Source organism: Trueperella pecoris, from assembly GCF_014926385.1.
Taxonomy (GTDB): Bacteria; Actinomycetota; Actinomycetes; order Actinomycetales; family Actinomycetaceae; genus Trueperella; species Trueperella pecoris.
The window spans coordinates 2,014,979-2,028,723 of record NZ_CP053291.1; the positions used below are offsets into that span (position 1 = coordinate 2,014,979).

Sequence of the window (13,745 nt, forward strand, 5' to 3'; positions counted from 1 at the left end):
GAGCAACCCCGCATTTCGCGTTTTACATAGTTAAACATTTATTTTGTTCCGAAAAACTAAAATGGCTGGCCGGCGTGGCGAAAACCTTGGAACGACGCCGATTTGGGCGCCCGGCGACCGTGCGGCGGCCCAAAATTGACCCGAGAAGCCCCGCGAACACAAAAGCGCGAGCCGGGACGAGAGTCCCGCCAACACGCCACACCCACCCCTCTGCCGACGTTTCACATAGCCAAACATCAGTTTTCTGACGCAAAATAGTGACAGATGCGGCGTCGCGCCCTTAGAGTGGAAGTGTGGGCGCGCCATCGACGGCACGACCGAAGAAATTGGGGCCGGCCTCGCCGGCCAGGAAGGCAACCATGAACCTCGAACCGCACCCGGATCGCCTCTTTCCCTCCGATCCCACCACGCGCGACATCGCGCGCAAGCTCTACTCCCTGGTCAAGGACGAACCCATCATCTCCCCGCACGGCCACGTCCCGCCGCAGTGGATCGCTGAAGACACCCCCTTCACCGACCCCACTTCCCTCCTGATCACCCCCGACCACTACGTCAACCGCATGCTCCACAGCCATGGCGTGCAGCTGAGCGAGCTCGGCGTCGGGCAAACAGAATTCACCGAAGAACAGTCCCGCAACGCCTTCCGCATCCTATGCGCAAACTGGTGGCTCTACCGCGGCACGCCCGTAAAGTACTGGATGGAAAACGAGCTCTACGACTACTTCGGCGTGCGCGTACGCCCGTCGGCCGAGACCGCCGACGAGATCTACGACCAGATCGCCGACTGCCTCCAGCGCCCCGAATACCGCCCGCGCGCGCTCTACAAGCGCTTCAACCTCGCTTTCCTCGCCACCACGGACGACCCGTGCGACACCCTCGAGCACCACAAGGCGATCCGCGAAGACGAGTCGTTCGACGGCGTCGTCGTCCCCACCTTCCGGCCCGACAAGTACCTCGAGCCTGGACGCGAGGGGTGGGCCGAACTGATGGGCAACCTGTCGGAGGCCTCCGGGATCGACACCACCACCTGGGCCGGCTTCAACGCCGCGATGGAGAACCGCCGCGCCCACTTCAAGGCCGCCGGCGCTATTTCCACCGACCACTCCCACCGCGACCCCGGCACCGCACGCCTGTCCGACGCCGACGCCGAACGCCTCTACAAGGACGCCCTCGCCGGGAAGATCAGTTCCGACGACGCCGACGCCCTGCGCCGCTCCATGATGTACGAGCAGGTGCGCATGGCCTCCGAAGACGGGCTCGTCATGACGCTCCACCCGGGCGTTTACCGCAACCATCACACGCCGTCGTTCACGAAGTACGGCGCCGACGTCGGCTGCGATATCCCGCTCAAGACCGAGTTCACCGACGCCCTCCAACCCGCCCTGGCCGATTTCGGCGACTCGGAGAACCTGCACCTCATCCCATTCACCATGGACGAGACCGTGTACTCTCGCGAGCTGGCGCCCATGGCCGGGTTCTACAAGTCCGTCTTCATCGGCGTGCCGTGGTGGTTCATCGACGCCCCCGAGGCCATGGCCCGTTTCCGCGGCTCCATCACCGAGACCGCGGGCTTCACGCGCACCTCGGGCTTCATCGACGACACGCGCGCCTACTGCTCGATCCCGGCCCGCCACGACGTCTCCCGGCGAGTCGATTCCGGCTACGTCGCCAAGCTGGTCGCCGAACACCGCCTCGAGATGGATGAGGCGGCCGAAGCAATCAAGGAGCTCGTGGTCGGCAACCCGAGGAGGGCGTTCAAGCTCGATGGCGTGATCTAAAGTCCGCCCGCGTCGCACCTCTCCACTTATGACGCACCTTAAACCCCGGTTTTAAGTGCGTCATAAGTGGAGAGGTGCGCCATTAACCGCGAGGTGCGTCATAAACAGCGCGCTCCGGCCAAACCCACCCGACACCCAGCCGGACCAGTCATTAAGCAACCCACCGGCACCACCGCCCTCACAACCCGGCATTTTCTTATCCACAGCTCCCGTCTCCCGGGCATGTATCCACATTTGGACCTTCGTGGCTTCACGCCGACGAAGAAATCTCTAGATTCGTCTTCAGATTCTTCTTCGAGGAGGTTCCATGTCACCGCGACGCACCGCAAAGCACCAGGAAGCTATAGTCCCTGCCCTTCGGCAGTCCCACCCCGGGCTCAAACTCATGCAGACCGTCGAGCCCGACTCAGACCTCGGCCTCGACTGGCACCTGGCGAACGCCGAAGCCGAATATTCCCTCATCCGCGCATCAGTCCTTCGAATTGGTGAGTCGTCCGCTCCCCACAAAAGAGCCTTCGCACGGGCCGCCGCAAACGCCGGCCTGGAAGTATTGCAGGAGGGGCTCGCCATCTTGCCCATCCCGAATGACCTCAAACCCTGGGAAGTTGAGCGGCAAAAGATCCTTCGCCAGGTGGCCTTCATCGAAAGCAAGCGCGCACGTCACCAATCACAGCGTCAAGTAGCTTATGCAGGCCCCACGGCCGCCACGCTTCTTGGCCTCCCGCTCTTTAACAAGCACCCCCACAGGCTTTTCCGCGTTGGCACGCCCGAGCATTGCGCATCCCAGACCCCGCGCGTTCGCACGCTTCGCCCGTCAACCCCACCCGACACCTTCGAATTTGCGGGCATGCTCGTTTCCTCGCCCGCGCAGACCGTGGTGGATCTGGCTCATTGGTTTAGCCTGGAGGACGCGCTCGTCTGCGCCGACTTCGTCCTTCACAACAAGCTGGCCACCCGCGAACAAATCGTCGCGATTGCCGAGAGTATGCCGCGAGTGCCCAACATCCGCCGAATTCGGAAGGTCATCACCCTCATGGATGGCCGCGCTGAATCGCCGGGCGAATCCATGACTCGGTTACGCGTGCACGAGACCCTCAACGACGACTTCGAGCCGCAGGTGATCTTCCCCTTCAAAAACAATCAGTACCGCGTAGATGGGCTTTTGCGCCGGTCAGCCGTGATTTTGGAGTTCGACGGTCGAGCAAAAATCACCGACATTGCCAAGCGGGAGGGCCGGTCTTTTCAGCAAGTTCTCAACGACGAAACCCACCGCGAACGGCAACTTCGCCGCGCGGGATACCACGTGCATCGGCTCGAATGGCCCGATATCGTGAGTCCTCAAAATTTCCACCGCTGGCTCGAGGGCCAACATCTGCTTGGCCTGGTCAAGTAGGAGTCCGGTCGGCCTTCGCCCCACTGTTCACGACGCCGTCTCCCCCCGGCACGCCCCACGTTCCGTCGCCAGCGTCGCACCTCTCCGCCCATGACGCACCTCGACATTAACGGCGCACCTCAAAGCCCTGTTTGAAGTGCGCCGCAAGTGGAGAAGTGCGCCGCTGAGGGCGATTTACGGGCGCGCCTACCTCGGCCACCCCACATTCACCCGTTTAATACGATTCGGGCACGTCTCGATCAGCTCGCGCATGCACGACTGACAGCGGGCCCACAGCAGTGTTGGATCCGGCGGCGCTCGCCGCCCCGTATCCAGTAGCGCCGCGCGATTCACCAGCCTCGGCCCCAGCCCCGGAACCAGCAGCGCCGGCGCGTGCGTCGATGAAGTCTGCCGCGAGCTTCTCGCTCTGCCGCGCCAGGAGCGCAACATCGGCGCCGACGAGGATGAAGTCGATGCCCGCGTCGAGGTAGCCGTGGGCGAGTTCAGGGTCGAAAGCATTGATGCCCACCGTCTTGCCGGCACGGCGGACAGCGTCGATGGCGCGATGCACGGCGGCCACGACCTCGGGGTGGTCCTGCTGGCCGATCAGCCCCATGGAGGCGGCAAGGTCGGAGGGGCCGATGAAGATGGCATCCACGCCACCGGTGGCAGCGATCGCTTCGGCGTTCTCCACGGCCTCGATCGTCTCAATCTGCACGATCAGCGAGACGAGCTCATCATTCGCCCTCGTCAGATAGTTAGGCACCCGATTCCAACGCCCCCCACGCGCGAGGGCGGAGCCCACGCCGCGCACGCCCTCAGGCGGGTAGCGCAACGCGCGCACGGCTTCCTGCGCCTCCTCGGGCGTGTTGACCATGGGAACGAGGAGGTTCTGCGCGCCCAAGTCGAGGAACTGTTTGATGTGTACACGATCGTTGACGGGTACGCGCACCACCGGCGTCGTCGGGTAGGCGGCGATCACCTGTAGCTGAGACTGAATCTCGGACAGGCCGAGCGGGGCGTGTTCGCCGTCGATGAGGATCCAGTCGAGCCCGGCGCCCGCACAGATTTCGGCATTGACGGTTGATCCGGAGGTCACCCACATGCCCACCAGCCCACGACGGCGCCCGCCACCGGACCCAGCCTGAACGTCACCGGCACCGGCCTCCACCTGTACGTCACCGGCACCGGTTTGCCCGCGCAACAGCTGCCCGAAGGTGGGCGGGAGTTCTACACGAAACGACATGAGATCGTCCCCATTCTTCCGTAATCGCATATGACGCTGTCCCCGCGCTCGACCCACATGGGTCGCGTGAAGGAACCTGCGAGGATGATTTCGCCGGCCTCCAGCCGGTCGCCGTGCTGGGCGAACTTGTTGGCGAGCCAGGCCACGCCGGTGGCGGGGTGGTTGAGGACGCCGGCGGCCACGCCCGTCTCCTCGATTGTTTCGTTCTTGTACAGCAGGGCGGAGACCCAGCGCAGGTCGATCTCGTCGGGACGCATGGGGCTTCCGCCGAGCACCATGCCACCGTAGGCGGCGTTGTCAGAGATCGTGTCGACGATCGTGCGCCCCTCGAGCTCGATGTGCGAGTTGAGGATTTCGAGGGCGGGAGTGACGTACTCGGTGGCCCGCAGAACGTCGAAGAGCGTGCAGTTGGGTCCTTCGAGCGGGGCTTTGAGGACGAAGGCGAGTTCGACCTCGATGCGCACGTTCAAGAAGCGGTCGTAGGGTATGGCGGAGCCGTTTTCGTAGACGGTGTCGTCGAACATGACACCGTAGTCGGGCTCCGTGATGCCGGTGGCCGCCTGCATCGCCTTCGAGGTGAGCCCAATTTTCCGCCCCACCAGTCGGCGCCCGGCAGCGAGCTCACGGTCACGCCACGCGCCTTGGATGGCGTACGAATCCTCGACGGTCGCCTCCGGGTAGCGCGCGGTGATGCGCGGGATGATCGCCCGCGTGCGGTCTGCCTCCGCCAGTTCGGCGGCGATGGCATCAAGCGTTGATTGTTCGAGCATGATGTTCCTTTCAGTAACGACGCCGTTGGGGCGGCGGGGCCCATCCCCAGACTAGGCCCCGTCGCACGTGTCAGGACAGGTCGAAGATCGGGTCGAAGAAGTCGGCGAGGGACTGGGTGTCTTCGAGTGAGGTGATGTGGGCGACGTACATGTCCGGTCGGACGACGACGATGGCTCCATCACGCGAGATTCCACGCTCGTCGAAGATGTCGATCTTGGGGTGAACCGAGAAGACCTGGTTCCAGTCCTCCACCTGGTACAGGCCGGTCTTCGGCCGGAAGGCCGCCGGGGCATCGGTGATGTCGAACTCGCGGTGTTTCTGCTGATAGATCACCTTCACGTCGAACAGGGTGTCGGCGTCGTCGCCCTCACGGGTGTGGCGGACGACGGGCGAGGCCGGGTCCTTCTCGAGCCATTCGGCGAACTTGGCCGTCTTCGATTCCTTGTCCTTCGGTGAGGCTTGGTCGGCGAAGACGTAGATGCGCCAGCGGCCATCGGCGGCGTGCAGGTGCCCGAGGTGGGGGTAGGTGGCGTCCGCGCGTCGGGTGACTTCAACAGACTTGAAGCGCTTGCCGAGCGGATAGCCGGTGGCGAGCTCCTGCTTGGCCTCGCCGGAGACGAGGAGGCCGGCGGGGTATTCGGTCATGAAGCCGAAGGGGAATTCGGCGGTCTTCAGGTAGAACTCCTCGATGCCTTCGCCGACGGGGTTGGCCATGCGGGCTGACCACTCGAGGTCGAAATCGATGAGGTCCTGGGCGATCTGCTGGCGCTCGGCGTTGTAGGTGTGGAGCAGTTCGGGCGAGGAGTATCCGCGCAGGACCTGCCCAAGCTTCCAGCCGAGGTTGAAGCCGTCCTGCATGGAAACGTTCATACCTTGGCCGGCCTTGGCCGAGTGGGTGTGGCAAGCGTCGCCTTCGATGAAGACGCGCGGGGTCTGAGTCTCCTTGTTTTCTGGCAGGACGTCGTCGAAGCGCTGGGTCACGCGGTGGGCAACCTCGTAGACGGACCACCACGCGGTGTCCTGAACGTCGATCGTGTAGGGGGTGAAGATGTCGTTGCACTTCTTGAGGATGGTATCCAGCGGGGTCTGGCGTACCTTATGGTTGTCGTCCTCGGCGACTTCACCCAGGTCAACATAGGTGCGGAAGAGGTAGCCGCCCTCGCGCGGGATGTGGAGGGAGGAACCGGCCGCCGAGTGGATGATGCACTTGGTGCGAATGTCGGGGAAATCGGTGCGGGCGATGACGTCGGCAACGCCCCAGGCGTGGTAGGAGACCTTGCCCTTGTGGGTGGCGCCGATGCAGCGGCGGACCCCGGACTGGGCGCCGTCGGTGCCGACCACATACTTGGCGTTGACGGTCACTTCCTCACCCATGTTCCATTCGCCCGTGCCACGCAACTCAACACGCACGGGGTATTCTTCGCTGCCTTCCCCTACCTTCAGGTCGAGGAATTCCCACCCGTAGTGGGGGCGCATCTTCGCGGGCTGGTTGTACATGAACTCGGCGAAGTAGTCCAGGACGCGTGCCTGGTTGACGATAATGTGCTCGAATTCGGAAATGCCGGTGGCGTCGTCGTCGGTCCATCCGGTGCGGATGATATTGCCGGGGTTGTCGGGGTCGTCGTTCCAGAACGCAGTCTCGGTGATCTGGTAGGCCTCGGCCACGATCTCCTTGCGGAACCCGAAAGCCTCGAACGTCTCGGTGGTGCGCGGCTGGATGCCGTCGGCTTGGCCGAGCACGAGGCGGTGGGGGCGCTTGTCGATAATGACGGTGTTGATGTCGTCGTAGACGGAGAGGGAGGCGGCGGTCATCATGCCGGCGGGGCCGGTGCCCACGATGAGAACGTCCATGTTCTCGGGCATCTCAGGGTGCGGCGGCTCGGGGGCCTGCCAACGCTCGAGACCGAATCCGGCCGCGGCTTTGTGGCGCGGATTCGTAGAAACGTAACCGTGATGATGGAACTTCACTTCTATAACCTTTCACTTCATTGTGTGAGGTTAGGGCGACGTCGTCGCGCCTAAGGCTCACGTCGCCGCGATGTGCAGCGACCGCTCGAGCGAGGCGAGCTTGTGTTGACGTGCGTATGCCTCGATCGTCTCGGCGTCGGCGCCGGATTCGATCAGGTCAAGCAGGTGGGAATGCTGCTCCACCGAGGCGCTGGAGCGCTTCGAGTCAAAGGAGAATGAGGAGCGGCGGATGAGCGTGACTCGCTCTGCCTCAGCGGTGAGGAGGGTGAGCACGCGCGTGTTAGGACATGCGGAACACAGCAACGAGTGGAATTTCCCGTTGAGCCTGCGGTAGGCGGCGGCGTCAAATTGGTTGGCTTGAACCAGGTAACGCATTTCTGCGTTGATGCCGCGAGCGCGGGCGATCTGGTCCGCGCTGAGCTCTTTGGCCGCCAGGCCCGTCGCCACGCCTTCGAGGTAGGCGAGGGTGGCGAAGGATTCGGCGTATCCCGAGATGTCGATCTGCGAGACTTGGGCTCCCACATTGTGTGTGTATTCGACGAGACCTTCGGCCTGAAGCCACCGGATGGCCTCACGCACGGGGACAGTGGACACGCCAAATTCCCTGGCGAGCGTGGACAGGGTGAGCCTGTATCCGGGCGAGTATCGTCCGTTGACGATACCGTCGCGAAGCTCCTCGTACACGGCTGAGGATTTTGACATCTGCACTGTCATGGTCTCTTCTTTCTTGCTGTGGGGCCATAGTTGCCTATGACCCCACAGTCTAATGGCGTTGCCGTTAGTAACCGGCTCCGCGATCGAACGTGGATTCGACGACGCCGTCTTCGCGGGCGAGCTTCGAAAGCACGGTATCGAGTTCGCCGTCTGCTGCCGGGCTGAGGTCTCGACCCGCCCGGTCCTTGAGGGTCAGCAGCGTGATGAACGCGATAACGGTCACGGCGAAGATGTAGGCGGCGACCGCCGTCGACGTTCCGAACTTCGCCTGCAGGGCCGTGGCGATGAACGGCGCAAACGCTCCGCCGAGGATGGAGCCGAACGCGTAGGCCATGCCGGCCCCGGAGTATCGGATCTTGGCGGGGAACATCTCGGCGAACATGGCCGACTGTGGCCCGTAGGTGAAGCCGATGGGGATGGCGAGCACCACCATGCCTAGGCCAATCAGGGTGTAGTTCTGGGTGTCGAGGAAGGTGAAGACAACCCAGATCCACACCAGCTGGATGACGAAACCGATGATGTAGGTGTTCTTTCGCCCAATCTTGTCCGAGATCCACGCCGAGAAGATCGTGGAGAAGATCCATATGACCGCGGCGAGGGAGACGAGGTTGAGGATTCGTGACCGTTCGAGCCCGAGGTCGTTCGTGGTGTAGGACAGGATGTAGCCGCCCGTGATCATGTACCCGGCCACGCCGTTGCCCGCGAAGATGAGTGCGCCCTGAATAAGGGGCCTCCATGCGGTGCGGAACATGTCGAGCATCGGCAGGCGAACCTGCTCGTCCTTCTTGTCGGCCTTGCGAATTTCTTCCATGACCGGCGACTCGGAGACACCCATGCGGATGACGAAGCCAATGATGATCAGCACGATCGACAAAAGGAACGGGACTCGCCAGCCCCAGGTCAGGAACTGCTCGTTCGTCGTCATCGCCGAGACAACTGCAAGCACGAGAGTGGCAAGCAGCATGCCGAGCGGGACGCCGATCTGCGGGAAGCCGCCGAAGAGGCCACGCTTGTTCGTCGGGGCGTGCTCCACAGCCATGAGGGCTGCGCCTCCCCACTCTCCGCCTGCGGCGAAGCCCTGAAGCACGCGCAGGAAGATGAGGAGGATGGGAGCTGCCACGCCGATCGTCTCGTAGGTGGGCAACAGGCCGATGAGGAATGTTGCCGCCCCCATGAGGACGAGCGTCATAACGAGCATGGCCTTTCGGCCGAGCTTGTCGCCGAAGTGTCCGGCTACCGCCGCGCCGAGCGGGCGGAAGAAGAACGAGATTCCGACGGTTGCGAACGAGATGAGCCGGCCCGCGACCTGCCCTGCTCCGTGAACGAATGGGTCAAAGAACAAGGGGGCGAGGATGATGGCCGCCGCGTTGGCGTAGATAAAGAAGTCATACCACTCGACGGCGGTTCCCACGAGGGTTCCGAGGGCGACGCGGCGATCTTCCTTCTTCTTCGTCGAGAGGACGAGATCGGTGCGATCGTGGGCGTGCGTAGTCACATCACACCTGCTCCCCGAGCTTGAAGCCCTTCTCGTTGTCGCCCTTGCGGGTGTAGGAGAAGCCGTCGGCTCCGATCGTGACGTCGATTTCCTTCGCGTCCGTGCGAGCCACGAGGGGCTGGATGTTGCCGTCGAGGTCGAGGACGCGGGAAGCATCCGTGTACCACGACGGAACGACCGGGGTGCCCCACCAGTCGCGGCGCTGGTTGTCGTGAACGTCCCAGGTCACCACGGGGTTGTCCGGATCGCCGGTGTAGTAATCCTGGGTGTAGATCTCCACACGGTGCCCATCCGGGTCGCGCAGGTAGAGGTAGAAGGCGTTCGAGACGCCGTGGCGGCCCGGTCCGCGCTCAATGTGGTCGGAGATGCGCAGCGCGCCGAGCCGATCACAGATGGCGAGGATGTTGTGCTTTTCGTGGGTCGCGAAGGCGATGTGGTGCATACGCGGCCCGTCGCCACCGGTCATGGCGGTGTCATGGACGGTGGGCTTGCGGCGCATCCAGGCGGCGTAGGTGGTGCCGGCGTCGTCCTTGATGTCCTCGGTGGTGCGGAAGCCAAGGTTCTCCATGTACTTCGTGGCCGCCGGGACGTCCGGGGTGACCTGGTTAAAGTGGTCGAGGCGGACCAGCTGGCCCGGCACGTGCAGGTCGTATCGCCATGCGAGGCGCTCGACGTGATCGACCTCGTAGAAGAACTCGTAGGGGAAGCCGAGCGGATCGATGACGCGGACCGCGTTGCGAACCCCGTCGGTGAAGTCGCCGCGGCGGGTCTCGCAACCGAGCTCCTTGTAGTATGCCTCGGCCTTGTCAACGTCCTCCTGGGAACGAACGCGGAAGGCCAGGGCGGCCACGGCCGGCTCGGGGCCCTTGCGCAGGACGAGGTTGTGGTGGATGAACTCCTCCGAGGCACGCAGGTAGATGGCGTTCTCGTCTTCCTTGGTCACCACGAGGCCGAGCGCGTCAACGTAGAAGTAGCGCGACTTTTCGAGGTCGGTGACGACGATTTCCATGTACGCGCAACGCAGGATGTCCGGCGCAGGGGCTTCGGGCAGTTTGGTGATATCAGACATGTTCAGTCTCCTTTGGCTGAATGCCTCTCCATTGAGGGTTAGCTGAGTTATGTGGGTGGAGGTGCGGACGGGCGCCGGCCAGGATGGCACCAGGTGCGTGACACCCGCCCGCAAGGGTACTAGGCGCTCGGACCGCCGAGGCCAAGATCGTTATCCGCGTATCCGGTGGCACCGAAACGCGTGGTGTGAACGTCGCCGAGGGTGACGTGGATGGACTGCTGCACGGTGTAGAAGTCCAGCGAGCGGTAGCCGCCCTCGTGGCCGAGGCCGGATCCCTTCACGCCGCCGAACGGGGTGCGAAGGTCGCGCACGTTGTGGGAGTTGATCCAGACCATGCCGGATTCAATCTGGCCGGCCACGTTGTGGGCGCGGGCGATGTCGTTCGTCCACACGTAGGCGGCAAGTCCGTATTCGACGTCGTTGGCCAGCTTGATCGCTTCCTCTTCCGTATCGAAGGGGGTGATGGCCACGACGGGACCGAAGATTTCCTCCTGGAAGATGCGGGCCGACGCCGGCACGTCAGCGAAGACCGTAGCCTCGACGTAGTTGCCCGTGGGCAGGTGCTCGGGGCGGCCACCGCCGGCGACGAGGCGCCCCTCACCCTTGCCAATCTCGATGTAGGAGGCGACCTTCTTGTAGTGCTCGGGATGCACGAGCGCCGCGATCTCCGTCTTCGGATCCGAGGGATCGCCGACGACGATCTTCTTCGCACGCTCGGCGTAGGCCTCGACGAACTTGTCGTAAATCGAACGCTGGACGAGCAGGCGGGAGGAAGCGGTGCAACGCTCCCCGTTGAGGGAGAAGACCCCGAAGAGAGTCGAATCCAAGGCCTTCTCGAAGTCGGCATCCTCGAAGATGATCGCGGGCGACTTTCCACCAAGCTCAAGGGAGAGGTGCTTCATGTAGGGCGCGGCGTTGGCGAAGATCATCTTGCCGGTGGCCAGCGAGCCGGTGAAGGACACGAGCGGGGCGTCCGGATGCTTGACGAGGGCGTCGCCGGCCGTGTGGCCGAAGCCGTAGACGATGTTGAACACACCCTTGGGCACGCCCGCGCGCTCCATGATTCTCGGCCACAGCGAGGCCGAGACGGGGGTGAACTCCGCCGGCTTGAGCACCACAGTCGAGCCCGAGGCCAGCGCCGGAGCCAGCTTCCACGACTCCTGCATGAACGGCGTGTTCCACGGGGTGATGAGGATGGCGACTCCGTGCGGCTTGCGGTGCACATAGTTGATCTGACGGCCCGGCATGTTGAACGCGCCGTCGACCTGGGCGACGATGAGGTCGGCGAAGAAGCGGAAGTTCTCCGCCGCACGGTTCGCCTGACCCTTGGCCTGGCGGATGGGCAGGCCCGAGTCGTAGGACTCGATCGCCGCGAGCTCATCGTTCATCTTCGCCACTTCGTCGGCGATGCGGTAAAGAATCTGCGCGCGCTGGCGGGGAAGCATGTTGGCCCAGCTGCCCTCGTCGAAGGCTGCCTTGGCTGCGGCGACGGCGGCGTCGGCGTCGTCCTGATTGCCGGAGGCGCACTGGATGTAGGTCTCGTTGGTTGTCGGCTCGAGAACGTCGAAGGTCTCGCCCGAGATCGAATCAACGAGCTCGCCGTTGATGTAGTGCTGGATGTGGTCGGGAAGTCCCGCGGGTTTGTTCGACATGTCTACCTTCCTGTCGATGGCGGTTAGTTGGGGTGGGCTGCGAGCCACTCGTTGTAACGCTGACGCCAGGCGGCGTTCAGCGGATAGAGGCCTTCGACAGATTCGCCGGCGGCAACCATCTGGGCGATGAAAGCTTCTTCGGATTCCTGCCGCTCGGAGGCCTCGACGACCTCGAGCACCAGTTCGGGCGGGATGACGATCGCGCCGTCGTCGTCGCCCACGATCACGTCACCCGGCTGGACGGCGACGCCGCCGCAGGTGATGGTCTGGTCGGTGTCCCAGGGAATGTGGACGCGGCCGAGCACGGAAGGGTGAGCCGCCTGCGCGTACACCGGCAGGCCCACCTCGGCCACGGCGGCCCAGTCGCGGACCGCGCCGTCGGTGATGATGCCCGCCGCGCCGCGGACCTTCGCGCGCAGCGCGAGGATGTCGCCGAGCGTACCGGCGAACTCGTACCCTCGCGCCTCCATAACGAGCACCTCGCCGGGGTTGACCGAGTCAATGGCGCGCTTTTGGGCGTTGTAGCCGCCGCCGAACTTCTTGAACAGGTCCGGGCGGTGGCCGACATAGCGTAGCGTCCGCGCCCGGCCCACAAGCTTCTGGCCCGCGACCATCGGGTGGACCCCGTCGATGGAGACGTTGGCGTACCCGCGCTGGCGCATCTGCGAGGAGAGGGTGGCCAGGGCGAGCTTGGAGATGCGTTCGCGCAGTTCGTCGGTCAGTTCGAACGACGCCGTCTGCCCGGCTTCGGCCTTGTCGGTCAGTCCGGCGCCCTTGTCGGCCAGTCCTGCCGCCTCGGTTGAACCCCAGGCATCGATGCGCTGCTTGTCGTCGGCAGCCGGGGCGGAGCCAACGTCAGCTAGCGCCGCGCCCGCCACGACCGTCGTCGTGAGCTGGCCGGAGGTGATGGAGGGGTCGGCCTCGGAAAAGACCTCGACGGTGACCGTCTGGCCCGGCACAAGCACCGAAGAGCCGGCGGGGGTGCCGGTGAGGATGACGTCCCCCGGCTCGAGGGTCATGAGGCGGGAGAGGTCCGCAATGAAGTGGGCGAAGGAGAACAGGAGGGTAGAGGACGAATCGTCCTGGGCGAGCTGGCCGTCCACCGTGGCCCGGACGCGCAGGCCCGCCGGGTCGACGTCGGCTGCCGGGATCAGGCGCGGGCCGATCGGCGTCATGCCATCGCCAGACTTGGAACGGACGTTGGAGCCCTTGTCCGCGGCGCGGAAGTCCAGCAGACCCATGTCGTTAGCCGCGGTGACGAAGGAGACGTGGCTCCATGCCTCCTCTTCGGAGACGTTTCGTGCGGCCTTGCCGATGACGAGCGCGATTTCGGCCTCGAAAACCAGCAGCTCCGTATTCTCAGGGCGAACGACCTCGCCCGGGCCGGACAGGGAGGACGAGGCCTTCATGAAGTAGGACGCCTCGGCGGGGGTCCGCCCGCGCTGGGCAGCGCGCGAGGGGTAGGACAGGTGGACGGCGATGATCTTTCCAACCTCGTGTCCCAGAGTCTGCGAAACGATGTTCAAATCCTGCTCCTTTGCTGGACTTTTATGTTTTGCACAAGGTCGTGGGCGACCTTACGGGCGGTGTTTTGCGGGACCTTGTGACGGGGCCTTGCGCAACCTGGCGAGTGATCGTATATGATTACGTGTACGATGTTGTATACGATCATGTACGATC

General features: G+C 64.0%; 10 protein-coding genes. 2 read left to right on the plus strand and 8 right to left on the minus strand.

Translation table 11 applies throughout. The annotated features are described in order from the left end of the window. Positions 1-359 precede the first annotated feature (359 nt). Together uxaC and HLG82_RS09245 are read left to right on the plus strand one after the other, a co-directional pair. Entirely contained in the window at positions 360-1,778 is a 1,419-nt protein-coding gene (gene uxaC / locus HLG82_RS09240; protein WP_193326543.1) for a glucuronate isomerase, read from the plus strand. Positions 1,779-2,085: 307 nt separating this feature from the next. Next, positions 2,086-3,171 carry a putative endonuclease domain-containing protein gene (locus HLG82_RS09245; protein ID WP_193326544.1) on the plus strand — a complete coding sequence of 362 codons (1,086 nt, stop codon included), beginning with the start codon at positions 2,086-2,088 and terminating at the stop codon, positions 3,169-3,171. A 214-nt stretch (positions 3,172-3,385) separates the two neighbouring features. On the opposite strand, the gene HLG82_RS09250 is transcribed toward HLG82_RS09245, so the two are convergent. The 8 genes from HLG82_RS09250 to HLG82_RS09285 all read right to left on the minus strand — a co-directional run bounded on the left by HLG82_RS09250 (position 3,386) and on the right by HLG82_RS09285 (position 13,591). Continuing rightward, positions 3,386-4,396 carry an HpcH/HpaI aldolase family protein gene (locus tag HLG82_RS09250; RefSeq protein ID WP_193326545.1) on the minus strand — a complete coding sequence of 337 codons (1,011 nt, stop codon included), beginning with the start codon at positions 4,394-4,396 and terminating at the stop codon, positions 3,386-3,388. Continuing rightward, on the minus strand, positions 4,381-5,166 hold the full coding sequence (gene hpaH, locus HLG82_RS09255; RefSeq protein ID WP_193326546.1) for a 2-oxo-hept-4-ene-1,7-dioate hydratase: 786 nt from the start codon (positions 5,164-5,166) through the stop codon (positions 4,381-4,383). The genes HLG82_RS09250 and hpaH overlap by 16 nt, the downstream gene beginning before the upstream one ends. A 70-nt stretch (positions 5,167-5,236) precedes the next feature. Continuing rightward, positions 5,237-7,135: an FAD-dependent monooxygenase gene (locus HLG82_RS09260; RefSeq protein ID WP_193326547.1), complete on the minus strand. Its 1,899-nt coding sequence runs from the start codon at positions 7,133-7,135 to the stop codon at positions 5,237-5,239. 57 nt (positions 7,136-7,192) lie between these two features. Beyond that, positions 7,193-7,849 (minus strand): GntR family transcriptional regulator, encoded by a 657-nt coding sequence (locus HLG82_RS09265; protein WP_193326548.1) that lies wholly within the window; start codon positions 7,847-7,849, stop codon positions 7,193-7,195. A 64-nt stretch (positions 7,850-7,913) separates the two neighbouring features. Further along, positions 7,914-9,344 (minus strand): MFS transporter, encoded by a 1,431-nt coding sequence (locus tag HLG82_RS09270; RefSeq protein WP_193326549.1) that lies wholly within the window; start codon positions 9,342-9,344, stop codon positions 7,914-7,916. 1 nt (position 9,345) lies between these two features. Then, a complete protein-coding gene (gene hpaD, locus HLG82_RS09275; RefSeq protein WP_193326550.1) occupies positions 9,346-10,413 on the minus strand; it encodes a 3,4-dihydroxyphenylacetate 2,3-dioxygenase in 1,068 nt (355 codons plus the stop codon). A gap of 119 nt (positions 10,414-10,532) precedes the next feature. Next, positions 10,533-12,065: a 5-carboxymethyl-2-hydroxymuconate semialdehyde dehydrogenase gene (hpaE, locus tag HLG82_RS09280; RefSeq protein ID WP_193326551.1), complete on the minus strand. Its 1,533-nt coding sequence runs from the start codon at positions 12,063-12,065 to the stop codon at positions 10,533-10,535. 23 nt (positions 12,066-12,088) lie between these two features. Beyond that, positions 12,089-13,591 carry a fumarylacetoacetate hydrolase family protein gene (locus HLG82_RS09285; RefSeq protein ID WP_193326552.1) on the minus strand — a complete coding sequence of 501 codons (1,503 nt, stop codon included), beginning with the start codon at positions 13,589-13,591 and terminating at the stop codon, positions 12,089-12,091. Positions 13,592-13,745: the final 154 nt, after the last annotated feature.

Bases quoted from the DNA above. Each gene is read 5' to 3' on its own strand.
- uxaC (WP_193326543.1), top strand. From the start codon at position 360: ATGAACCTCGAACCGCACCCGGATCGCCTCTTTCCCTCCGATCCCACC.
- HLG82_RS09245 (WP_193326544.1), top strand. From the start codon at position 2,086: ATGTCACCGCGACGCACCGCAAAGCACCAGGAAGCTATAGTCCCTGCC.
- HLG82_RS09250 (WP_193326545.1), bottom strand. From the start codon at position 4,396: ATGTCGTTTCGTGTAGAACTCCCGCCCACCTTCGGGCAGCTGTTGCGC.
- hpaH (WP_193326546.1), bottom strand. From the start codon at position 5,166: ATGCTCGAACAATCAACGCTTGATGCCATCGCCGCCGAACTGGCGGAG.
- HLG82_RS09265 (WP_193326548.1), bottom strand. From the start codon at position 7,849: ATGACAGTGCAGATGTCAAAATCCTCAGCCGTGTACGAGGAGCTTCGC.
- hpaD (WP_193326550.1), bottom strand. From the start codon at position 10,413: ATGTCTGATATCACCAAACTGCCCGAAGCCCCTGCGCCGGACATCCTG.
- hpaE (WP_193326551.1), bottom strand. From the start codon at position 12,065: ATGTCGAACAAACCCGCGGGACTTCCCGACCACATCCAGCACTACATC.